Source organism: Acinetobacter sp. WU_MDCI_Abxb74 (assembly GCF_025513915.1).
GTDB classification, from domain to species: Bacteria; Pseudomonadota; Gammaproteobacteria; order Pseudomonadales; family Moraxellaceae; genus Acinetobacter; species Acinetobacter calcoaceticus_C.
The window spans coordinates 212,441-233,840 of sequence record NZ_JAHPRP010000004.1 but is presented as its reverse complement, the minus strand read 5'-3'; the positions used below and the strand labels follow the sequence as shown (position 1 = coordinate 233,840).

Annotated in this window: 23 protein-coding genes, 1 tRNA gene and 1 pseudogene; 6 read left to right on the top strand and 19 right to left on the bottom strand. The window is 39.1% G+C overall.

Annotation, left to right across the window (positions count from 1 at the left end; genetic code table 11):
- Positions 1-125 precede the first annotated feature (125 nt).
- The 10 genes from KTH84_RS10005 to KTH84_RS09960 form a co-directional block, all read right to left on the bottom strand.
- A complete protein-coding gene (locus KTH84_RS10005; protein WP_133974415.1) occupies positions 126-737 on the bottom strand; it encodes a DapH/DapD/GlmU-related protein in 612 nt (203 codons plus the stop codon).
- Positions 730-1,329 carry an IMPACT family protein gene (locus KTH84_RS10000; RefSeq protein ID WP_262473011.1) on the bottom strand — a complete coding sequence of 200 codons (600 nt, stop codon included), beginning with the start codon at positions 1,327-1,329 and terminating at the stop codon, positions 730-732. Before KTH84_RS10000 ends, KTH84_RS10005 begins: the two co-directional genes overlap by 8 nt.
- Positions 1,330-1,421: 92 nt before the next feature.
- Positions 1,422-2,618: an HlyD family type I secretion periplasmic adaptor subunit gene (locus KTH84_RS09995; protein WP_202742918.1), complete on the bottom strand. Its 1,197-nt coding sequence runs from the start codon at positions 2,616-2,618 to the stop codon at positions 1,422-1,424.
- Positions 2,615-4,756 (bottom strand): type I secretion system permease/ATPase, encoded by a 2,142-nt coding sequence (locus KTH84_RS09990; protein WP_262473010.1) that lies wholly within the window; start codon positions 4,754-4,756, stop codon positions 2,615-2,617. The genes KTH84_RS09995 and KTH84_RS09990 overlap by 4 nt, the downstream gene beginning before the upstream one ends.
- Entirely contained in the window at positions 4,753-6,219 is a 1,467-nt protein-coding gene (locus tag KTH84_RS09985) for a TolC family outer membrane protein (protein WP_042897995.1), read from the bottom strand. Before KTH84_RS09985 ends, KTH84_RS09990 begins: the two co-directional genes overlap by 4 nt.
- Before the next feature lie 274 nt (positions 6,220-6,493).
- Complete coding sequence (gene lptB / locus KTH84_RS09980) at positions 6,494-7,240, bottom strand: LPS export ABC transporter ATP-binding protein (protein ID WP_003650837.1); 747 nt, start codon at positions 7,238-7,240, stop codon at positions 6,494-6,496.
- Complete coding sequence (gene lptA / locus KTH84_RS09975; RefSeq protein ID WP_042897994.1) at positions 7,240-7,788, bottom strand: lipopolysaccharide transport periplasmic protein LptA; 549 nt, start codon at positions 7,786-7,788, stop codon at positions 7,240-7,242. Before lptA ends, lptB begins: the two co-directional genes overlap by 1 nt.
- Positions 7,772-8,320 (bottom strand): LPS export ABC transporter periplasmic protein LptC, encoded by a 549-nt coding sequence (lptC, locus tag KTH84_RS09970; protein WP_042897993.1) that lies wholly within the window; start codon positions 8,318-8,320, stop codon positions 7,772-7,774. Before lptC ends, lptA begins: the two co-directional genes overlap by 17 nt.
- A 37-nt stretch (positions 8,321-8,357) precedes the next feature.
- Positions 8,358-8,897: a KdsC family phosphatase gene (locus KTH84_RS09965; protein ID WP_262473009.1), complete on the bottom strand. Its 540-nt coding sequence runs from the start codon at positions 8,895-8,897 to the stop codon at positions 8,358-8,360.
- Between the two features lie 3 nt (positions 8,898-8,900).
- Positions 8,901-9,878, bottom strand: a complete 978-nt coding sequence (locus KTH84_RS09960; protein ID WP_133974425.1) for an SIS domain-containing protein — start codon at positions 9,876-9,878, stop codon at positions 8,901-8,903.
- A gap of 213 nt (positions 9,879-10,091) precedes the next feature.
- Here KTH84_RS09960 and cysS point away from each other — a divergent pair, with 213 nt between their 5' ends.
- The 3 genes from cysS to KTH84_RS19015 all read left to right on the top strand — a co-directional run bounded on the left by cysS (position 10,092) and on the right by KTH84_RS19015 (position 11,910).
- Positions 10,092-11,513 carry a cysteine--tRNA ligase gene (gene cysS, locus KTH84_RS09955; RefSeq protein ID WP_262473008.1) on the top strand — a complete coding sequence of 474 codons (1,422 nt, stop codon included), beginning with the start codon at positions 10,092-10,094 and terminating at the stop codon, positions 11,511-11,513.
- Between the two features lie 63 nt (positions 11,514-11,576).
- Positions 11,577-11,652: transfer RNA gene (locus tag KTH84_RS09950), tRNA-Gly, on the top strand.
- A gap of 126 nt (positions 11,653-11,778) precedes the next feature.
- Positions 11,779-11,910, top strand: a complete 132-nt coding sequence (locus KTH84_RS19015; protein ID WP_316249454.1) for an integrase — start codon at positions 11,779-11,781, stop codon at positions 11,908-11,910.
- A gap of 276 nt (positions 11,911-12,186) precedes the next feature.
- Here KTH84_RS19015 and KTH84_RS09940 read toward each other — a convergent pair whose 3' ends face one another.
- The 3 genes and pseudogenes from KTH84_RS09940 to KTH84_RS09930 form a co-directional block, all read right to left on the bottom strand.
- On the bottom strand, positions 12,187-12,816 hold the full coding sequence (locus KTH84_RS09940) for a hypothetical protein (protein ID WP_262473006.1): 630 nt from the start codon (positions 12,814-12,816) through the stop codon (positions 12,187-12,189).
- Positions 12,817-13,200: 384 nt separating this feature from the next.
- Entirely contained in the window at positions 13,201-13,794 is a 594-nt protein-coding gene (locus KTH84_RS09935) for a DUF4142 domain-containing protein (RefSeq protein WP_262473005.1), read from the bottom strand.
- A 523-nt stretch (positions 13,795-14,317) separates the two neighbouring features.
- A pseudogene (locus KTH84_RS09930) lies at positions 14,318-14,479 on the bottom strand (putative peptidoglycan-binding domain-containing protein); the annotation flags it as partial.
- A 104-nt stretch (positions 14,480-14,583) separates the two neighbouring features.
- Here KTH84_RS09930 and KTH84_RS09925 point away from each other — a divergent pair.
- Positions 14,584-14,757, top strand: a complete 174-nt coding sequence (locus tag KTH84_RS09925; protein WP_227549200.1) for a hypothetical protein — start codon at positions 14,584-14,586, stop codon at positions 14,755-14,757.
- Positions 14,758-14,885: 128 nt separating this feature from the next.
- Here KTH84_RS09925 and KTH84_RS09920 read toward each other — a convergent pair whose 3' ends face one another.
- Positions 14,886-15,215: a hypothetical protein gene (locus KTH84_RS09920; RefSeq protein WP_171459068.1), complete on the bottom strand. Its 330-nt coding sequence runs from the start codon at positions 15,213-15,215 to the stop codon at positions 14,886-14,888.
- Between the two features lie 122 nt (positions 15,216-15,337).
- A complete protein-coding gene (locus tag KTH84_RS09915; protein WP_262473004.1) occupies positions 15,338-15,784 on the bottom strand; it encodes a winged helix-turn-helix transcriptional regulator in 447 nt (148 codons plus the stop codon).
- A gap of 161 nt (positions 15,785-15,945) precedes the next feature.
- Between KTH84_RS09915 and KTH84_RS09910 the strand changes: the two genes are divergently transcribed.
- Positions 15,946-17,115 (top strand): MFS transporter, encoded by a 1,170-nt coding sequence (locus tag KTH84_RS09910; RefSeq protein ID WP_410374401.1) that lies wholly within the window; start codon positions 15,946-15,948, stop codon positions 17,113-17,115.
- 71 nt (positions 17,116-17,186) lie between these two features.
- Positions 17,187-17,579 carry a hypothetical protein gene (locus tag KTH84_RS09905; RefSeq protein WP_410374402.1) on the top strand — a complete coding sequence of 131 codons (393 nt, stop codon included), beginning with the start codon at positions 17,187-17,189 and terminating at the stop codon, positions 17,577-17,579.
- A gap of 50 nt (positions 17,580-17,629) precedes the next feature.
- Here KTH84_RS09905 and KTH84_RS09900 read toward each other — a convergent pair whose 3' ends face one another.
- From KTH84_RS09900 to KTH84_RS09885, 4 genes are read right to left on the bottom strand one after another with little or no spacing between them, the layout of a single operon-like run.
- The gene (locus tag KTH84_RS09900; RefSeq protein WP_262473002.1) at positions 17,630-18,100 is read right to left on the bottom strand and encodes a DUF6632 domain-containing protein; all 471 of its coding nucleotides are present in this window, start codon (positions 18,098-18,100) and stop codon (positions 17,630-17,632) included.
- 40 nt (positions 18,101-18,140) lie between these two features.
- The gene (locus tag KTH84_RS09895; RefSeq protein ID WP_262473001.1) at positions 18,141-19,382 is read right to left on the bottom strand and encodes an NADH:flavin oxidoreductase/NADH oxidase family protein; all 1,242 of its coding nucleotides are present in this window, start codon (positions 19,380-19,382) and stop codon (positions 18,141-18,143) included.
- Between the two features lie 21 nt (positions 19,383-19,403).
- Positions 19,404-20,300, bottom strand: coding sequence for an alpha/beta fold hydrolase (locus KTH84_RS09890; RefSeq protein WP_262473000.1), 897 nt, complete (start codon positions 20,298-20,300; stop codon positions 19,404-19,406).
- 1 nt (position 20,301) lies between these two features.
- Positions 20,302-21,243, bottom strand: coding sequence for a metal-dependent hydrolase (locus KTH84_RS09885; protein ID WP_262472999.1), 942 nt, complete (start codon positions 21,241-21,243; stop codon positions 20,302-20,304).
- Between the last annotated feature and the right edge of the window lie 157 nt (positions 21,244-21,400).

The window sequence follows — 21,400 nt, the reverse complement described above, 5'->3', positions numbered from 1 at the left end:
TGGAGATTATTCTTAAAACTTAGCTTTAACTTAGCATAGATAAAAATTTGTATGTTAAGGTTTATGTATAAAAATCAACTTTTTTGTTTAAAGATCAAACATATTATTACATTCTTGAGACTGTATTACTCCCTTAAACGAATAAATTTTGCTGGGTTGCCACCTACAATATGGTACGGTTCCACATCTTTCGTCACCATACTATTCATGCCAACCACAGCATGCTGACCTATTTTAATACCATCTTTAATACCCACATGTGCACCCAACCAAACGTCCTGCTCAATTTCAATTCCTTTGGAAGTGACAGGTTGCTGGTAAAGTGGACGGTCTAACTGCATACCGTGATCAAACGCATATAAGTGACAATACGCAGCAATACGGACCTGATCATGCAACTTTATGCCGGCTCGTCCCCCGTCTAAAATACAATGATGATTTATCGCGACCTCATTGCCAATTTCAAGGGGCCCATGCAAACTGCAATCTGCGGCAATAAAACAATTATCGCCAATAATAATTTTTCGTCCCGGTTCAGCAAAAATATGAGCTAAGGGTGAAATAAAACAGTTTTCCCCAATCTCAACTGTTTCCATGTCCATCAAATAAGCTTGATATTCTTTTTGCCATTCTTCAGCCCAAGCGCGATTTTTAGGTTTTAAAGTCCAATATAACCATGGCATGTAGTTTAAGCGGTGCTTATGTTGCTCTCGATATTTGAGTAAGGAATCAGTCATCAGTTAATTCTTCTTCAATTTTTAACTCTTCACGACCACGCGTTACATCTCTGAGTTTTAAGGCAAGTGGCTCAATTTGATGTATTTGTAGTCTTGCTTCGATGTCTACGCCCGTTGCAGTGTAGGCTTCCTGATATTCAATTTGTTGCTGAGTAAGCTCATATTGAAATATAGCCCACTCATTAAAATGGCAGGAAAAATGAATCGTTTTCTTTGCAATGAGTTCAATACGCTCAGCCAATAGTAAACATTGCCCAGCACAACCACCGTATGCTCTTACAAGGCCGCCAGTTCCTAGTTTTATTCCACCATACCAGCGGTTAACCATTACAATAATATTCGTCAGATCATTCCCTTCAATGGTTGCCAAGATTGGACGCCCTGCTGTTCCTGAAGGTTCACCATCATCATTAAAGCGAACGTTATGGCCAATTTTCCATGCCCAGCATTGATGAGTTGTTGAAACATCTTTGTTTTGTTCTAAAAATTCTTTAACTTGTTGTTCGTTTTCTACTGGCGCAGCGATAGCCTGAAATCTACTTTTTTTAATTTCTTCTTCAAACGTAACGGGTAAAGCAATCGTAAAAGCCATAAATTAAATAAAGCATAATAAAAATCAAATTATAACGTGAATTTAATAGAATCAAACCCATAAAAAAGCCCCGGATTTCGGGGCTTTTTTTATTATCTTTCTCGTAACGCTTCTTTGGCTTTATTAAATGGTTTAAGCAAGTAATCCAGTACCGTTTTTTGACCAGTACGAATATCTACCGTTGCCACCATACCCGGTGTAATACCGTATGCCTTACCTTGTTTATTATAAAGCTTGTCAGAATCTGTCCGGATATAAACACGATAATAGAATTGGTCTTGTTTAACCTCATCACGAATCGTGTCTGGTGAAATAACCGTTACCTTACCTTTTAAACCACCATAAATTGAGTAGTCATAAGCAGTAATCTTAACCAGCGCTTCTTGTCCCGGACGAATAAATGCAATGTCACGCGGTAAAATACGTGCTTCAATCAGCAACTGCTCATCAATTGGAACAATGGTCATCAACTTACCGTTTTGTGGAATAACGCCACCATGGGTAGTGACCGCAATTTCTTTTACAACACCACGTACCGGTGCTTTAAAAATAGCACGATCCAAGCTGTCAGTACGTCCCAGCACAACTTGTTGTTGCGTTTCAATATCGGTATTGGCTTTCGATAACTCTTCACGAGCCTTAACGAAATATTGGTTCTGCGCATCATTCATTTTATTTCTAAGATCATTGGCTTCACGACGTAAACGTAAAACTTCAACCTCACTGGCTGCACCTTTAGCAACCAACGGTTCGGTCATTGCCAGTTCTTGTTGTACCAGTTGCAAAGCTTGTTTTAAGCCTGCAATGGTCTGTTCCAAATCTGCACGACGAGACCGATAGAGCGCTGTTTCTTCATGTACAAGTTTTGGTTCTTTCAGCACAATTTCAGGAAAAGCCAATGGTGTTCCATTTACTTCCGCCCGCAAACGTGAAGCTGTTGCCTGAGCAGAAATAAGCAAAGATCTTGATTCACCGACATTCGATGCAAAACGGGTTGGATCTAATTGCGCAAGAATTTCACCTTTTTGAACAATATCACCTTCTTGTACATTCAGCTTGGTTAAGATACCGCCTTCTAAAGACTGGATGACCTGCTCTTTAGATGATGGAACTACTTTACCGGTGCCAGTAGACACTTCTTCAAGTTTAAATACCCATGCCCAGATAAAGAAAATAACTAAACCAATCCCCACAATCCAGATCACTAAACTGGCACGGGGTAACGGTGGTTCACTATAAGAGACATTCATTGAACGGGTGAGTTCTTGTTCTTTTTGTGGTTCGCTCATGAATTACCCCCTTGGTTTACTTGTTTTTGCTGGGCTGTTGATTGGTTAAGGACCTGATCTCTTGGACCATCCATCACGATTTTGCCTTCGTTAACGACAATAATACGGTCCACCAGCTCTAAAACAGCTCGGCGGTGTGTCGCAACGACCAAGGTCCGATGTGCCAGCCATCCTTTTAAATGATCAATCAGTTGCTTCTCTGCCACATCATCAATGGATGCTGTCGGTTCATCGAGTAATAAAATATTAGGTTGACGAATCAATAAGCGAGCCAATAACAATGCTTGTTTCTGGCCACCTGAAAAACCAACCCCACCTTCTAAAATCAGGTGATCTAGTCCTTCTTTTTTCTCTTGCACAAAAGGTAATGCACCTGTCACTACTAAAGCCCGAAGAATATCTTCATCAGTTGCAAGTGGTGCACCTAAAGTGAGGTTCTCACGAATCGTACCGTAGAAAAGTTGTGCATTCTGGTTGAGTAAACCCATATCACGACGTACATCAGATGGGTCAATTAAAGAAAGATCCAGACCATCTAAATGCACGGCACCTTGAGTTGGAACTTGCATTCCTGATAGAAGCTGAAGCAGGGTCGATTTACCTGCACCATTGCGCCCCAGAATTGCAATTTTTTCACCAGCACGAATTTTTAAATGACGGATTGCCAAACTTGGTTTCGGGTCTTCTTCTCCATATTGGAACAAGACATTTTTTAATTCATAGTCACCATTTAAAGCAGCCTTGTGTACCAGATGTGAATGGTCAGCCTGATCGATCGGACGTTGCATGAGTTCATCCAGACTTTGTTTAGCAACTTTCGCCTGCTGTAAACGTCCTAAAACACCCGTAATTTGTGCAATCGGCCCTAACATTCGTGAAGATAAAATTGAACAGGCCACTAAAGCACCCGTAGTCATTTCACCCTCCATTACCGCAAAACATCCAACCAGAACCACAATCGCATAGGTCAGACCCTGAAGCATTTGAGTCCATGACATTAAGGTACCGACAATTTTACGCTGTCTCATCCCAATATCGGCTGAAACTTCGTTCATGTGGTTCCACTGGTTCTGGAAACGCGATTCGGCACGCAATAGCTTGATATCTTCAATACCCTGCACCGCTTCAACCAGAATTGCGTTACGGATTGAAGATTCTCTCATACCTTCCTGTGCAAGTTGCGCTAGCTTTTTCTGCACCAGAATACCCGGCAAAATCATAAGCGGAACAACCAGCAACATCACCCAGAACAGCTTGCCGCCAATGATGGCAAAGATGATCAGGAACAGGAAAAAGAATGGGAAATCTGCAATTGCACTAATGGTGGTTGAAGTCACCAGTTCACGAACACCTTCGAGTTCACGAATCTGGGAAATAAAACTACCGGTAGACTTTGAACGGTCTTTATTCTTGATTCTTAAGGCATGACCAAATACACGGTCAGAAACCCGTAAATCAGCACGTTTACCAATAATGTCGGATAAATACACCCTTGATATACGTAAGGTAAACTCAAAAATAGCAGCAATGAGTACACCACCTGCCAGAACCCATAAAGTCGGGATGGACTGCGATGGAACAACGCGGTCATAGACTTGCATTGAGAAAATAATGGTTGCCAATGCCAATACATTGGCAATGAGTGAGGCAAACATAATATCAACGTAGCGCTTCCAGTCTCTTAGAACAATTGACCAGAACCAGCTTGCTTCATACGGTTTGATATATTCATCAATACGCGCATCGGGAATAGAAGTTTCAGGACGCAGAATATAGACATTCTTAATCGTATTTTTTAAGACATCTAGGCTTAAATTTTGAGAAAGGCCATGATCTCCACTCAACTGGATACTGACATTTCCCTGGGTATCGGCTTTATCAATAACACCGACCTGTCCGTCATTAAACTCGACCATAACAGGTAAGCGCCACGGGTTCAGCACTTCTAAAGAAAACGGTACTTTACGTAAATTTAGTCCAACCTGACGGGTAATGAGCTGTAAAACATCATCAAGGTTTTGATTCTGGTTCCAGTCAAGTTGTAAACGGATTCTTTCTTCTGAAGGCTCAATTCGATAATGTTTAGCAATCGTTAAGACCGACTGTAACCAGGGCTGGTAGTTTATTTTTGTCATCATGGTTGTACTTCGAACCCCTGAATTGAAATATTATTTAAGTCATAAGCTTGGCGGGAACGTCCTGTTGCCGAAATGTACTGAATAATACTGTTATAGATGTCATAACGTGCTGATTCGAGTTCTGAATTGGCACTATGAATGGCCTGTTCTGCATTCAACAAATCGACCAATGAACGTGTACCCAGTTTGTACTGCTCTTGATAAAGTTCACGTGTACGAACGGTTGTTGCCTGACGATTAGTCAGCACCTGCATTTGACGTTGTTTATTTTCAATTTGCTCACGGCTGGTTCTAATCTGGTCGAGAACATCCATATAAACAGAATTCACTTTAGACTTTGCTGCTTCTTCGGCATAACTTGCCATTTTAACCTGAGAAGAAACTGCGCCACCTTGATAAAACTGACTGCTTGCTTCAAGCATGACGGAACTATATAGACCGTCATCTTTATCATTGTTTGGATTTCTGCCATTAATGGCCTGACTTAAGGAACCTTTTACCGCCAAAGTCGGATACCGACTCAGTCGAGTCTGTTCCTTTTGTGCCTTGGCAACTTCAACACTTGCTTGTGCTGCAATCATTTTTGGGATGGTATTGAATTCAGGTTCACCATATAAATCAGATACTTTCACCAGATCATCTGAAATAATCCAGCCAGTTCGAGATACATCTGCACCCAGCAATGTTCTTAAATGTTGTTGGTACTGACGTAATAAAGATTGCTGAGCAATCAAACCAGACTGGGCAGCTTGCAAATAAGACTGGGCTTGAATTGGATCAGCTTGGCTACTAATACCTGCATTTGCACGTAAATTAGCAATGTCCTGAATTCGTTGAATACCTGCAATTTGCTGCTCGGCAATTTTATTTAATTGAAGATAGCGCTGAATATTAACAATCGATTGTGCAACATCAAGTGCAATATCATCAATGCTGACCAGCACGTTGGCCTGTTCCACCTGGACCTTGGCTTGCTCAACATCTACGCCTGATTTAATTTTACCAAAATCATAGAGCATTTGAGTCGCATTTAGGGTCAATAACTGCCGACCGCGCTCACCGCTACTCAAGTCACCTGTGGTAATACCACCTGAAAGCTGTGGATAATAACCTGCCTTAGCAAAATCAATACCCGCGTTTTGGCCAGCTAAAGTGGAAATGGCTTGAGAAATATCAGGGTTGCGCTGGATTGCGATTTTCACCGCTTCCTGCAAAGTCATTTTCCTTGATGGCAAATTTGAATAAGATGAAGCTGCTCTATCATTGAGTTGAACAGTAGGAAACTCCTTAACTCTAGATTGATCTAACTTAAAATTACTCAGCTCTTGCATCTTGGCAACTTTAAATTCATCACTACTTTTAGGGGCAAAAAGTTGTGATAAGTTGTCTTTTAAGGTGTGATATTGCTCACTGGGTTTAGCAGCATATATCACCATAGGTACATGCAATGAAGTTAAAAGCATCAACCCTTTCAGGAAAGCCGGCTTTTTACATGTCCTTGTTACTCTTCTCTGGTTATATCCAATCATGCTTGTCTTGTTGATCTTGTTTGTTATCGTTTAAAAGCTTTTACATTCTACATATTTTTTTGCATAAAGAAGCATAATTACAGGAATAATTCACACATTATATTTTCATCAGGTGAATGAATTAATTTATTGTTTTTAATAGATAAATATAAAAAAAACTAAAAAGAGGCATTGACCTCTTTTTAGACAAATAGATTAACTATTTTATTTAAACTGTAAAATCGTCACCTAAGTAGACTTTACGGACTTGTTCGTTATCCAGAATTTCTTGTGGTGTACCTTCTGCAATTACCGCCCCTTCACTCACAATATAGGCACGTTCACAAATTGCCAGAGTTTCACGTACGTTATGGTCAGTAATGAGTACACCGATACCACGATCTTTCAGAGTCTGGATAATATCTTTAATATCTCCAACCGAGATTGGGTCAACGCCGGCAAATGGCTCATCAAGTAACATAAACTTAGGATCTGCAGCCAATGCACGTGCAATTTCAGCACGGCGGCGTTCACCACCAGATACACTCATTCCCAATGAATCTTTAATATGACTAATTTTAAAGTCATTTAATAATTCAGTAAGACGTTGCTGGCGCTGTTGCTTATTTAAGTCTTTGCGTGTTTCTAAAATGGACATAATATTTTCAGCAATGGTCAGCTTTCTAAAAATAGAAGCCTCTTGCGGAAGATATCCAATTCCCTTACGTGCCCGTTCATGCATTGCTAAATCAGACATATCAAGATCATCAAGGTGAATTTCACCTTTGTCCATACGCACTAGCCCTACAACCATATAGAAGCTTGTTGTTTTACCTGCACCGTTAGGACCAAGCAAACCAACAATCTGTCCACTTTGCATACTAAAAGATACGTCTTTGACGACCCAACGCTTACTATAGTTTTTTCCTAAGTGCTTAATACACAAAGTTTGGGGTTGTTGAAGAGCTTGCTGCATTAGTCACGCGCTCCTGGAAAGCTTTTTGAACTTGATGGTGGAATAATAATTTGAACACGATTTGTCGATGAGCCTTGAGCTTCAACATCACCTTTGTTCATACTATATTTCAATGAATTACCACGAATGCTTGAACCATCTTGATATAAATATGCACCACCATTTAATGTAATAATGCCTGTATCTGCATTATAAACAATGGTCTGCCCCTCACCACGTGCCACACCTTTATCAGCACTTATTTGTTGCTGAAACTTAGACGGTCTGCCCTTGGCAGTAATGGTTTGAATTTCACGTTTAGAGTTTAGCGTAGCAACAATTGAATCGGCTTGAAGCTTCATCGTGCCTTGCTCAATCACGACATTGCCAGTGTAAGTCGTCAAACCAGTTTTTTCGTTATACGTTGCACGGTCTGCCACGAGTGAAATTTGTTGACTACGGTCAGACGGCAATGCAAAAGTCGAAGCTGATGATAAAGCAACGAATGTAATGACCGCAGCTTGTTTTAGGAAAGCTGAAGAACGTTTTAAATTAAGACTTTGGTGCATACTTTCCTCGAATATTAAAAAATTCGTACTGACCGTTATTCAAATTGGCTTTTAATCCTTTGCTGACAAAATTGCCCTGTGGAGACTGAACAATCACTTGATGATTCGTTTCAATTTCTCTGGTCTTTGGATATCCAGTTAACTCATCGGTCTGGAATTCAATTTTCCCCTGTGGAGCAAGTTTAGTTGCTACCACATCACCCGATAATATAACTTTACGGTTATCATCATAGCCATTTGCCTGTTTTGCAAAGAACGTCGCATCAACTTTGCCATCTTTATACATAGAGGCATTAAGTTGGTCCAACTTTGATGTTTTTTGTTGCATATCCTGTTCAAGCTGACGAACTTCAGCACGAATATACAAATTGCCTTGATCATCAGTTTGAGTCAAATGGACGCCCTGCGCCGAATATGTCATATTCTTCGCCGAACCAATGTCTAGTTTTTTTGCTTTGCCACTATAGTAGTAATAACCACCACTTATAGCAGCAATAACTACAGCAACAATAGATAAAACTCTGGTATCCATGAGCAGGAATAGCCTACCTTTTTAAGTAATCTTATTATTAATGCGGTACTGCAAGATATTTTTCAAGAAGTTCTTGGTAAATGCCTTTTGCGATCAGTAACATATCACAGACTTCACGTACAGCACCACGCCCGCCCATTGACTGGGTAACTAAATGCGCACGGCGACGCACTTCTTCATGACCATTTGGCACCGTGACACTCATTCCTGCTATTGCAAAAGCAGATAAATCAGGCCAGTCATCACCCATATACAAGCAATCGGCAGGCAAAATATTAAACTGTGCACAAGCTTCGCGTAATGCAGAGCCTTTGTCTTCACGGCCTTGAAAAACGAGATCTACACCTAAATCAAACATACGTTTTTCAACGATATTACTTTTTCGGCCTGTGATAATAATGATCTTCATGCCCGCTTGCTGTGCAAGTTTCATTCCTAAACCATCACGAATATCAAACGACTTAATCTCATCGCCACTATTCGTTAAAGTTACAAAGCCATCACTCAAAATACCATCAACATCCAGAACCAATGCCTGTAAATGACGTGCTTGTTCTAACAATGCATAAGATGCCATTGATTAATTTACCCCTGCCTGAATAAGGTCATGCATACTAATTACACCAATCACTTTATTTTGGTCATCCACCACAACAAATTGACTAATTTTTTTCAGGTTAAGCTGTTGTAGAGCTTCCACCGCACGTGCTTCTTGAGAAATAGTTGACGGTTTTTTTGTCATCACTTCAGAAACCGGTAAATTCACGTCGAAACCTTGCTGTCTATCAATTAAACGACGCAAGTCACCGTCGGTAAAAATACCCAGCAAATGTTCCTCATCATCAACAATCGTCGTCAAGCCTAAACGCTTATTAGAAATTTCGTAAAGCACTTGATTCATTGGCGTATTTGGTGAAACTTTTGGCAATTCATCGCCTGTATGCATCAGATGTTTTACATGTAAAAGTAAGCGCTTACCCAATGCTCCAGCAGGATGCGAGCGAGCAAAATCATCTGCGGTAAAACCACGAGCTTCAAGTAAAGCAACAGCCAGCGCATCACCCAATACTAACGTCGCTGTCGTGCTCGATGTCGGAGCTAACCCTAATGGGCACGCTTCGTCAGACTCACCTAAAGTTAAAGCAATGTCGGCATTTTGAGGCATTGGCCCTTTATCAGTACGGCTAATAGTAATAAGAGGTACACCAAGATGTTTGATGAGTGGCATTAACATCATGATTTCATCACTTTTTCCAGAATTGGAAATCGCAATTAATACGTCGCCACGAACCAGCATTCCCAAATCGCCATGCCCAGCTTCGCCCGGATGCATAAAGAAAGATGGTGTGCCAGTTGAAGCAAAAGTCGCAGCCATTTTACGGCCAATATGCCCTGACTTCCCCATGCCAGTAATCACAACACGGCCTTTACACTGTAACAATATTTCACAAGCCTGATTAAAACTGTCATTAATTTGTGTTGCTAACACGTCTATGGCTTGCTGCTCAATACGCAATGTTGCTAATGCGCTGCTTTGAAAATCTGTAGGGTTGGGCATACGAGTTTGACTCAAAATAATTGATCTGATCTCTTGTGAAGATCGGTGATTTTAATCAAAAGATTTGGGGGCATTCTAACATAACTCAATCATATACACGTTTTTAAATGTATAAGATTTCACAAGCTTATAAAATTCTTGCATAAAACTTTGTGAAAAATGATGCATCAGTTATGATGTAACACTGTTTTTGTTGAGTGTTTGAAAACCCTTATGCAACCGTTTGTTTTATATAACTCTGAGCAACGAAAAAAAGTTGAATTTGTACCTCGCAAAGAAGGTCACATCGATATGTACGTCTGCGGAATGACCGTTTACGATTACTGTCATATCGGGCATGCTCGAGTTATGGTTGCATTTGACTACATTATACGTTTCTTACGTAGTCAAGGCTGGAGTGTTCGTTATATTCGTAACATTACCGACATTGACGACAAAATCATTAAGCGTGCGAATGAAAATGGTGAAACCATTCAGCAGCTCACCACTCGTTTCATTGATGCAATGAATGAAGATGCAGCCAATTTAGGCTGTGCCGCACCTGATGAAGCACCTAAAGCGACTGAATATATTGATCAGATGCAAAATATGATTGGCAATCTGGTCAATAAAGGTTCTGCTTACCCTGCTTCAAATGGCGATGTTTATTTTGAAGTCACCAAATTTGAGAAATATGGTCGTCTCTCTGGACGCAAGCTTGATGATATGCAAGCTGGCGCAAGTGACCGTGTCGACGTAGAAGTTGAAAAGAAACATCCGTTTGACTTTGTACTTTGGAAACATGCCAAAGAAAATGAACCATCGTGGGCGTCACCTTGGGGCAATGGCCGTCCGGGTTGGCACATTGAATGTTCTGCAATGTCGACTTGCTGCCTAGGCAATCACTTTGATATTCATGGTGGCGGTTCAGATTTAATGTTCCCACACCATGAAAATGAAATTGCGCAAAGCGAAGCGTCAACTGGTGAGCAATATGTAAACTACTGGATGCATGTTGGCTTCATTAACGTTGATGGCGAAAAGATGTCTAAGTCTTTAGGCAACTTCTTTACCATTCGTGATGTGATGGAGAAATTCCACCCTGAAGTGATTCGCTACTTTATTGTGTCTTCACACTATCGTAGTCCTGTGAACTTCTCTGATGTGGCATTGAAAGAAGCAAAAACTTCTTTAACTCGCTTCTATCATTCATTTAAAGCTTATCAACAAGTGTATGGTCAAACGACAACTGAAACGCTTGATCAAAACTTTATTGAACGCTTTAACAATGCGATGTGTGATGACTTCAACACTGCCGAAGCTATGGCTGTATTGTTTGAACTTAACAAAGAATTGAACCGTGCTGTAAAAGAAGAGCAAGCTGACCAAGCAACTGTGCTTTATTCAACGTTACGTCACCTCACCAACATTTTAGGTTTGGTACAACACGATGTAGATGCTTTCTTAAAATCAGATATTGGACAAGAAGCGCTTGCTTTGTCTGATGCCGAAATTGAAGATTTCATTCAACAACGCGTTGATGCGAAAAAAGCAAAAGATTTTGCTAAAGCAGACGGTATTCGTCAGTCTTTACTCGACCAAGGTGTTGTATTAGAAGATACGCGTCAAGGTACAGTTTGGCGCCGTGCTGATTAAATGTTCAATTAAATCACAAGAGTGTTGACACTTTAGTGAAACACTCTATAATGTGCTCACATTGCGGGAATAGCTCAGTTGGTAGAGCATAACCTTGCCAAGGTTGGGGTCGCGAGTTCGAGTCTCGTTTCCCGCTCCAAAATTTAAAAACCACTTAATTCGAAAGGATTAGGTGGTTTTTTTATTGTCTATTGGTCAATTCAAAATTCGCATTAAAAAACGCTTTATATTTCCATTGCAGTACCATGAAATTTGGAGTGTTATTATGAAAAAGCCGGTTAAGCGCGGGGACGCGTGGCGCATCACTGTCCGTTATTTAGGCAAACGTTATACAGCTACTCGAGATACTGCGAGTGAGTGTGAACAATGGGCCGCTAAAAAATTATTAGAATTATAATCTTAACAGGCTAATCCTGAGTCTGAAAAAATCCATATCTCCTTCTATGCCCTTTTTGAACAGTACTATCAAGAAGAAGGCAGAAAAATGAAGAGTGCCCGCTTAATTGTTCAAATGCTTAAATGCCTAAAGAAAAAAGAATAATGAAAATATAATTAATATTTTATGATTAAACCCATCATTAAGTTTTTATTGATATTGAAATTAAAAATTGGCTTAAAAGTATATTATCGCAAAGTCTCCCCCATTGAGGAGACTTTCTAAGTATTAAATGAATTAAGGATGAATTTTTTTCAATCCATCTTCTACAGCAAATTTAGCTTCCTCCCACTGTAAACGTGAACTGCCTTTAACTTGTTCCCATTTAGTTTTCAATTTAGATTCAACATCGGAAAAATTAATTTCTGCATTATTAGGTACACGATTTTCATAACCTAAACGATAAGCCGCCCGATAATCACGATCATATTCTAGATTCTTGTTTTCAGTATAATATGGCATTTTTTTATAGTTTTCTCGCCAATAATTATCTTCTTCTTGCCAGTAATTACTATCATGTTTTTGATTATTTGTTTGAGCTATATCATTACCTGCTATTCCTCCTACCACACCCCCAATAATCCCCCCAACAACAGCACCTGGAGGACCCCCAACAACACCGAATGCAGCACCTATAGCCGCTCCTCCCAAGGTTCCTGCACTTACAGCTGCCAAATTTTCTCCCCCTTCATTCATATCAGGTATATGATTGTTATTGGTCGGTGGTGAGTTTAAATCTGGACGAGCATTATCATTTGTGGATGAAGTATCTTGGATTGGTTTGCTATTTAATACATTACTATTGGAAGATGGCTCTTTTTGAATCGTATGATTACCATCTGAAATTGATTGTTTTGTATTTACCATTTTCTTACTCCCTATATTTTAAAATCTAGTGTCTTTTAAAAGAGCTAGAACATAAAAAGGATTTTTGGAATATGCTGAATAATTATTAGTATAATTTACGTTTCGGTTAGTTGTGTTTTATTAGTGTCCTAATTAAGTGAGGAGATGTTATTAATTAATAAAAAGTATTTCTCATTTATAAAAATTCTTGTCCAGAGAGTCTTCACAATTACATCATGCTTCATCTCACAATCGTTATATTTCGCTAGAATAAACATTGCCGATAATATTCCAGCTTTACCCTGACCAATAAGAAATTATGATTTTATTTATAAACAATTTAAAAAGCCTAGTTAATTAATACTAGGCTTTTTAAATGTATTTTTAAAAGATAATAATTATATATTACTTCATCTTTTTAAATGTATCTTCAGCTGCTTTTAGGTGTTTCGCAACAGCATCACGTGTTTGTAGGAGCATATTTTTTAATTCAGAACTTTTCGTGTTTGGTATTAACTGCTTATCAATTATCATCAAAACTTTACGGTGAACTTTAACTTGACTCATCATATAATTTTTATCAGTATCTGATGTTATTTGATTAAGCTTACTAACAATTTTATCACTATCATTTTGCAATGATTTACTAAGATTACTGGTTTGTGAAATCAACTGTAACCGACTTGCCAACGCTTGTGCATTTTTTTCATTGGCTGAATGTTCTTTAATCATCATTTCAGCATATTTCTTAGCTTCATCCATTTTTAGTTTTGGCAATGCAGTTTTTGCCTGCTTAATTTCACCATTATTAGCTGTACTTAATATCATGAAAATTTGACTATCAGTCAAATTTTCATGGTTTTCATTTAATATTTTAGAGTGATTCTTCCCATCATTTATAGTTTGTTGATTCGCTGCCATAATCTCAAATGCACTGAAACTTAAAACACCACTAATTGCGATACAGCTAATAATTTTCTTCGTTAAAATAGCTTTCATACCAATATCCTTTAACTTAATTCATGAGTATTTCCACTTATGGGTAGCTTTTTCACATTTCCATTCTATATCCCTACTTGTAAATTCAAGGTTGGGTTTATTTATTCATTATTTCAATTAACCATACTTATACCGCTCGTTGAATATTCTTCGCAAAGGGTAAATAGCTTATTTAAAGTAGATGATATAAATTTAATAATGAATCATGCATCTGTATCCAATCTTATTAATGTAAATATAAAATATATATAATTTTAAAAAACATTAACTTAAAAACAATTTTTATTTTTTATTTTTACGAAAATAACAATAAAGCTCGTTATATTAACTTATAGATACTAAAGCTAAAATTAAATATATTTAAAGAAAATTTGAACCAATTTAACTTATTCGCACATCTATAAAAAAGCGTTCTCCTAAAGACTTTAATTCACACACTGCACACAAACAGTGACATGCACTTTTGTAGATATCGTATGAGCTGTGCATCCTGAAAGCAGAATGCACAGTAAAACCAGAACCTTCATAGTGAAACGCGGTTAGCGATCCAACCATAAAAGAATTGCTCTTGGGTAGAATTTCGTTCACAGATTTCAATGTAACATTGGCCCTGCATTATATTAAGTACTCGCACTAATACTTTCTCTCCTTCTTTACCGCGCTTAGCCAGTGTTAGCGAAAAGGCTTACTATCCTTAATTCCATCTACTCTCATGCTGAGTTATCTACTCCTTCATTTATTATTGACTCTCCACGACAACAAGATATTGATTCTGATAATTATCATAATATGCTTAATATTTTAATTAGTAATACACCTGACGATGTACAGTTAATTATTGCGGCAGTGCAAAATAACTTTATTGACAGCATTAAAGGAAACTTTGAAGAAATTAACCTTGAATCAACACCTTTAACTGCAGAAGAGTATGAACTTGCCAATTTCTTAATCTTACATAGTTAAATAATTTGACCTTAACTTATACACAACAAAAAGCCCTCTGAAATTCCGAGGGCTTTTTATAACTAAGAGGTAAGTAAGAATCAAAAACCTATTTTCCAAACCCCAGCTAGCTATTCCCCACTACCCCCTCAAATATCATTAGCCAATTCTTTTGCTAAACATTGTTCATGCCAAGTGGTTTGAAAATTTTCGACAGCTTTTGATTTAATGAGAGGGTCTTCAAATAATTTTGAAGAATATGCAGATTTGATAAGCTCTTGATAAATTTGTTTGGCTTGTTGCTCTTCAAGATGATTGGCTATGTCGTGTAACTCTTTAGCTGGCACCTCATGTTGTCTAGCATCCATCACGCCACTTGCTGCTTTTTTAACAGTTTCACAGTAATGAAGTTGCATTGCTTCTGACGCTGCATAACATGGAATAGAAATTGCGCTGATAAAGAGGAATATAAATCTCATAGTCTCACCTTAATTTGACGCGCAAGGTTAACAACTAATCTTCCAAAATTTAAGTTAAGAAAGGTTACTTTTTCTTTTCTCCGCTTTTACACTTGCAAAAAAATAAGACGGCGCGATTAATTTCATTTCACCTTTTGCACTTGAGTATCAGAAGCATTAAGCACTTTTCCATCTGCTCTGACTGGCGCCATGAATGGAATTTGCTGACCTGTGTTTTTATCAATTAACAGCGAATGACGCTCACCATTTTCAAATAGGTTATGTTCACCCCATTGCCTTAGAGCCACAACAACTGGAAACAAACTCTCCCCTTTAGCGGTCAATACATATTCTTGATAGGCCGTACCATCCGAAGCATCTTGCATTTCAAGCACGCCTGCATCAACCAGCTTTTTCAGTCGATCAGAAAGAATATTTCGCGCAACTCCCAGACTTCGCTGGAAGTCTCCAAAACGGCGCATTCCATCAAAAGCATCACGCACAATAAGCAGTGACCACCGATCTCCGATGAGATTAACACAGCGTGCAACAGGACAAGGCTCATCTTTTAAAGATGTAGAGTTCGCCATTAAATTTCCTTATGGGTGATTAGGAACAAGATACCTAGTTGCATTTTAAAACTAGTAGACTTAACATTCAACTAGTTTCATTTTAAAACCAGTTTAGAATTATGAAGTCTTCTCACACCTCCGCATTGCCGGCAAGACAGAACAATGCAAAAGTTATAGAGATGTCTCAGAGCTTGATATTGCTGTTTGCTATTGCAAGTGGTGCAAGCGTAGCAAATGTCTATTATGCCCAGCCTTTGCTCGACATATTGGCTAGGGACTTTAACATTAGTCATTCCGCCATCGGTGGTGTAGTTACAGCCACTCAAATTGGTTGTGCGCTGGCGCTAATCTTTCTAGTGCCGTTGGGTGATCTTGTAAATCGGCGTCGTTTAATGGCTATTCAACTCGTAGCATTGATATCTGCATTGCTAGTAGTTGCTTTTGCTCATTCTACGGTTGTTCTTTTGGCAGGAATGCTTGCTGTGGGTTTACTCGGCACAGCCATGACACAAGGGCTTATTGCTTATGCTGCGAGTGCTGCTGCCCCACATGAGCAAGGACATGTGGTCGGGACCGCACAAAGTGGTGTATTCATTGGTTTACTGCTTGCCCGAGTGTTTTCAGGAGGAATTAGCGATGTAGCGGGTTGGCGTGGCGTTTACTTTTGTGCAGCTGTAATCATGCTGGTAATTGCTTTACCACTTTGGAAACGTCTCCCTCGTTTAAATGTTCAGCCCGTTTCAATGCGCTACCCGCATCTGCTAGTCTCTATGCTAAAACTACTACGCCAAGAAAAAGTGCTTCAAGTCCGCGGTGTCTTAGCTTTACTCATGTTCGCGGCATTCAATATTTTTTGGAGTGCACTAGTATTACCGTTGAGTAAGCCACCTTATAGTTTTTCACATACGATTATCGGGTCTTTTGGTCTTGTCGGAGTTGTTGGCGCTCTGGCCGCTGCACGTGCTGGACAGTGGGCCGACCGCGGATATGCTCAGCGTACAAGCTTGGCAGCACTTGTTATATTATTAATCGCTTGGGGGCCACTTTCACTCATGGCGTACTCACTCTGGGCTCTGGTAATTGGCATAGTATTGCTAGACTTGGGCGGACAAGCTCTTCATGTGACCAACCAGAGCATGATTTTTCGTACTCGTCCCGAAGCTCATAGCCGGCTTGTTGGGCTATACATGCTATTTTATGCAATCGGCAGTGGACTAGGTGCTATCAGTACAACAGCTACCTACGCCTATGCAGGATGGCTTGGTGTGTGTGCTCTAGGTGCAGGTGTTAGTCTGTTGGCGCTATTATTTTGGTGGAGAACGCTACGCGCCTTAAGTCATTCTTCATGAAATCTCCTCTGACAAACTAAATGTTGATATGAAATGTTAGTCAGTTACTATTAGAAATAGATAAGCCCCGTATAGGAACAAAATTGGGTATTAATAATAAATTGATTTTCGCAGTTGTATTTGCCCTTCTGGCGGGATGTCAGCGGCAAGAGGCAAACGAAAATACGAGTGCGGTGAAACTGCCTGTTTATCAATCTAATGGCGTTTTTGCATCAGCACGCTTAAAAGGAATATTGCAGCTAAAACAAGAATGCCTCTATGTGAACGATATCCTCATTATTTTTCCTGAAAACACTGCTCAGTGGGATTCTGAAAAAGACACTTTAAGTTATAAAGGTAAACTTATCGCCATAGGTAATGAGTTAGATATTGTTGGGGGTTTTGGTAATTTTGAGCAAGACAACCTACGTATTAAACATTTGAGCCCAATGTGTGATCATCAAAACATTTGGTTTGCAGGATAATCTATAGTTGGGGCGAGGCCAAATCTCGCTCCCCGCCCCAAACTGATTTATTAAACTAGATTGATATCAGATTTATATATTTTTTTAACAGGTAACCAGAAGTAAATATAAATTAAGAGAATGACCCAACCCAACAATACATCTCCGATTAAATGTGGAGTTTCATGTGTCATTACTAACCCCATAACAAGCATTGCACCAAAATGAGCAATATTGGCAAACAGGGTAAATTCAAAAAATAGATAGTTTTTTAGAGGGTCTTTGGCCGCTTTTAGTATAAACCAGCCCCATACAATATAGATGACTGAGATCATCAACTCGTAATGTTCACCCCCACCATGCAGCTCTCCCCAGCGAACTAATCGAACAAGAAACTTACCCCATTCAAACTGAAGTAAAGTTGCAGGAATATTTAAAAAGATAAAAAGCGCTGCACCTGCAAAAAATAGAAGAAAGCTAATTCCCATAAGCTTTGCAACGAGACTAAATCTAGATATTTTTATCTGATGAGTTGCCGACATAATTTATATCCTCATTGATATAAAACGTTAATTTATAATTTTAAGACGCGCGTAACCGACGATTTTTGAGAATGCCTAACCCTTTATCTTTAATATCCAGAATAAAAGATTTAAGTCCATTTTCCTCGGGAATTGGTAAGCGCCCACGCCCCAATCGATGCATTTGACGTGTATACCAAGTAATTTCCAATGACCCCAAATTATCAATAAACTTAAATCCAGTCGTTAAAGGTTTGACTTGGTTTATGGTTTCAAGCCCACTTAATAAACGCTTTGATGCCAACGGTTCAATTGCAAAAATACGGCCAAGGCCAACAAAATCTAAATCATTATTTAATAATGCGCTTTCAATACCTTGCAGACTTCTAAAACCTCCAGTCACCATAAGTGAAACTTTACTTTGTTCACGAACTTTTTTAGCAAAATCTAAAAAGTAGGCTTCACGAGAGATTGTTGATTCTTTCGGAGTTCCCAACTGCATAATAGGTTTTTCGTAGGTCCCGCCAGAAATCTCGATTAAGTCGATTCCCACCTCATCCAGTGCTTGAATGGTTGCCAGCGATTCTTCTTCGGTAAAACCGCCTCTTTGAAAATCGGCTGAGTTCAATTTAATACTTACAGGATAGTCGGGCCCGACTCGATTGCGAATTTCCTTGTAAACCTCAAGAACAAACCTACGTCGATTTTTGATATTTCCGCCCCACTGATCTGTACGGCGGTTATGATGCGGAGAAAGGAACTGACTAATTAAATAACCATGTGCGCCATGTAACTGAACACCTGTAAACCCTGCTTTCTTGGCAATTTCGGCAGTGTTTGCGTAGCGTTGAATAAGGTCTTGAATTTCGTCATGAGTCAGCTCGCGCGGTGTAGCAAAAACGGCTGCCATTTTAGGGCCAAATGGCACGGCTGAAGGCGAAACAGTTTCTTTATTTAACCCTCGAATTGCTTGTTTACCGGGATGGTTTATTTGCATCCAGACTTCACTACCACCCGATTTAGCAGCTTCTGCCCATTCTTGAATTAGGGCTAAATCTTTTTCGTCTTCAATAATGACATTGCCCGGTTCGCCAATTGCTCTAGAGTCAATCATTACGTTACCAGTAATCAAAACCCCGACTCCAGATTGCGACCAAGTTCGATATAGTTGAATCAACTCTTTACTTGGTCGTCCATCTGTATGCGCCAGCCCTTCACTTAAAGCTGATTTAATCAGCCTATTCTTGAGCGTAAAATTATCTTTTAAAACAAATGGTGTCGCCAGTTTTAATTCATTGTTCATTTTAGACCTCCAGCTTTATTTTTATGCAGTGAGCTTTTGAATATAGTTACGAATAGGCTTTGCGATTAAATCAGGATGGCTAGCAATTCCCCAGTGACCCGCATGAATATCAGTACGTGTAAAAGATGAATTAACCCATCTGTCCTGTTTATCTACAATATGTTGAGGCACAAAGCGGTCTTTGGTCATTGATAAAACATGTACAGGTACCGAGGTATAACGCTTTTTAGAGTTGATTAATGGCTTAAATAAATTCAATCGATAGAAACCTAACCCACGTATGGCATTTTTAAGTTGATTAGGATGTGGTGCAACTTTCTTACCTTCGAGTTGAGAAACCACTTGTGGCCATATTTTTGATAGCCCCAGATACCAACTTAACTCTGGAAGAATTGGAATATTAAAAAACAACATGTAACTCGAAGAAATCATTCGCTTGATAGCCGCAAACTTTTTCGCAGGCTCTTTACTGTTCAGGTTTTCTTTAAACCATATACCTGCATGATCAATACTTGGGGCTAAAGCCGTATAACTTTTGATATATGGTTTTAACCTATCATCCAAAATAGCTTCCCAACCTTGAAGAGCACCTAAATCATGGCCAATCAAATGTACGGGTTGATGCGGACTAGTTTGTTGAATCACTTCTTTGATATCAGAAACGAGATAATCCATGTGATAACCCGCTTCTGATAATGGAGTTCCAGATAAACCTGTGCCTCGCACATCGTAAGTCACAATATGAAAATCTGATTTCAATAATGAAGCTAAGTCATCCCAAATCTGTGCCTCGTCTGGATAACCATGAATAAAGACCAGTGTTTCACGGCCTACGGATGCCTGCCCCCATTCATAAATAGATAGAGTGACATCAGCTGACTGAATATACCTTTGTTGTTTTTCAATATCCGTATTCATATTAACTCACCAATCCTTTTTGTATTTCTTCATAAAGTTTGACCGCTGGTGAACGATTTATATAATCCAGTGCAAGCTCGGTTGAACCTTCATAGTAAGGATGATATGAAGGTTTAAAAAAGTTTTTAGTGATCGTCATAAACCATATAGGACTTGGTACCAACTGCTGGGAGCTTGCTTTAAACCATTGTCGCCAAAAATCAAGACGGCCTAAGCTTTGCTGAGATTTAGGTAAGCTACAATCTACTGCTGCGAGCTCTTGCGTGCCTTTAACCATTAAATAAGTAAAAATGGGTGCCGTAATACTCATGATTGCAGCGCGTAATGTATAACTACCGCCTAAATGCTCAAATAAATCAAAAGCAACTGTTCTATGTTCAACTTCTTCTGCACAGTGCCAAGTAAATAAATCACTTACTGCTGGGTCACAACCTTTTTCTTCCCAATGTGCTTTTGTCAAAACATATTGGCCTAATGCACAGGTGTAATGTTCAGCAGCAGCGACAATGCCCACACGAAACAATAACCAAGGCTTTTGCATACGCTTTGGTAGCGCTTTTCCAAGAGGCTTATCTGCAAGCATATAATCAAATAGTTCAATTACGCGCTCATACTGCTTTTCAATATCAACTCCGTAACGCTGAATATATTTTTCAACAGATTCTTTGTGTGCTTGAGCATGAATCGCTTCTTGGCGGATAAAAGTTTCTACATCTTTTTTTAATTTTTCATCGGTTATAAAAGGCAAAGCCTTATTAAAAATACGGCAGAAAAAGTATTCTCCTCGCACAAGCGTAAAACTGAAATGATTTACAGCATGACTTCCTATTGGAGATTGTGGCATCCAGTGTAATGGTGATTCATTCCACTCAAAAGCGACACGACGTGGAAATAAAGGCCATAAAGTTTTGGAAGCCATATCTTTGAATGTGTTTGGGTACATGTTCTTTTTCTCTTCCTCAAGATAAATACACATTAAGTTCTAAAAAGGAACTTGTTAATATCTTTAAAGGACAATTCCGGTGTCAGAATAGTCAAAAACCCAAATCACATTTGAAAAATAAATAATCAGGCTTAAAACTGCGGCAAGAACATAGATT

Coding starts and splice junctions, on each gene's coding strand:
- lptC (WP_042897993.1), bottom strand. CDS start 8,320: ATGGATACCAGAGTTTTATCTATTGTTGCTGTAGTTATTGCTGCTATA.
- KTH84_RS09940 (WP_262473006.1), bottom strand. CDS start 12,816: ATGGTAAATACAAAACAATCAATTTCAGATGGTAATCATACGATTCAA.
- KTH84_RS10000 (WP_262473011.1), bottom strand. CDS start 1,329: ATGGCTTTTACGATTGCTTTACCCGTTACGTTTGAAGAAGAAATTAAA.
- KTH84_RS09885 (WP_262472999.1), bottom strand. CDS start 21,243: ATGTACCCAAACACATTCAAAGATATGGCTTCCAAAACTTTATGGCCT.
- KTH84_RS09915 (WP_262473004.1), bottom strand. CDS start 15,784: ATGGCGAACTCTACATCTTTAAAAGATGAGCCTTGTCCTGTTGCACGC.
- KTH84_RS09900 (WP_262473002.1), bottom strand. CDS start 18,100: ATGTCGGCAACTCATCAGATAAAAATATCTAGATTTAGTCTCGTTGCA.
- KTH84_RS09910 (WP_410374401.1), top strand. CDS start 15,946: ATGTCTCAGAGCTTGATATTGCTGTTTGCTATTGCAAGTGGTGCAAGC.
- KTH84_RS09890 (WP_262473000.1), bottom strand. CDS start 20,300: ATGAATACGGATATTGAAAAACAACAAAGGTATATTCAGTCAGCTGAT.
- KTH84_RS09990 (WP_262473010.1), bottom strand. CDS start 4,756: ATGATGACAAAAATAAACTACCAGCCCTGGTTACAGTCGGTCTTAACG.
- KTH84_RS09960 (WP_133974425.1), bottom strand. CDS start 9,878: ATGCCCAACCCTACAGATTTTCAAAGCAGCGCATTAGCAACATTGCGT.
- cysS (WP_262473008.1), top strand. CDS start 10,092: ATGCAACCGTTTGTTTTATATAACTCTGAGCAACGAAAAAAAGTTGAA.
- lptA (WP_042897994.1), bottom strand. CDS start 7,788: ATGCACCAAAGTCTTAATTTAAAACGTTCTTCAGCTTTCCTAAAACAA.
- lptB (WP_003650837.1), bottom strand. CDS start 7,240: ATGCAGCAAGCTCTTCAACAACCCCAAACTTTGTGTATTAAGCACTTA.
- KTH84_RS09985 (WP_042897995.1), bottom strand. CDS start 6,219: ATGCTTTTAACTTCATTGCATGTACCTATGGTGATATATGCTGCTAAA.
- KTH84_RS09965 (WP_262473009.1), bottom strand. CDS start 8,897: ATGGCATCTTATGCATTGTTAGAACAAGCACGTCATTTACAGGCATTG.
- KTH84_RS10005 (WP_133974415.1), bottom strand. CDS start 737: ATGACTGATTCCTTACTCAAATATCGAGAGCAACATAAGCACCGCTTA.
- KTH84_RS09895 (WP_262473001.1), bottom strand. CDS start 19,382: ATGAACAATGAATTAAAACTGGCGACACCATTTGTTTTAAAAGATAAT.
- KTH84_RS19015 (WP_316249454.1), top strand. CDS start 11,779: ATGAAAAAGCCGGTTAAGCGCGGGGACGCGTGGCGCATCACTGTCCGT.
- KTH84_RS09935 (WP_262473005.1), bottom strand. CDS start 13,794: ATGAAAGCTATTTTAACGAAGAAAATTATTAGCTGTATCGCAATTAGT.
- KTH84_RS09995 (WP_202742918.1), bottom strand. CDS start 2,618: ATGAGCGAACCACAAAAAGAACAAGAACTCACCCGTTCAATGAATGTC.
- KTH84_RS09920 (WP_171459068.1), bottom strand. CDS start 15,215: ATGAGATTTATATTCCTCTTTATCAGCGCAATTTCTATTCCATGTTAT.
- KTH84_RS09925 (WP_227549200.1), top strand. CDS start 14,584: ATGCTTAATATTTTAATTAGTAATACACCTGACGATGTACAGTTAATT.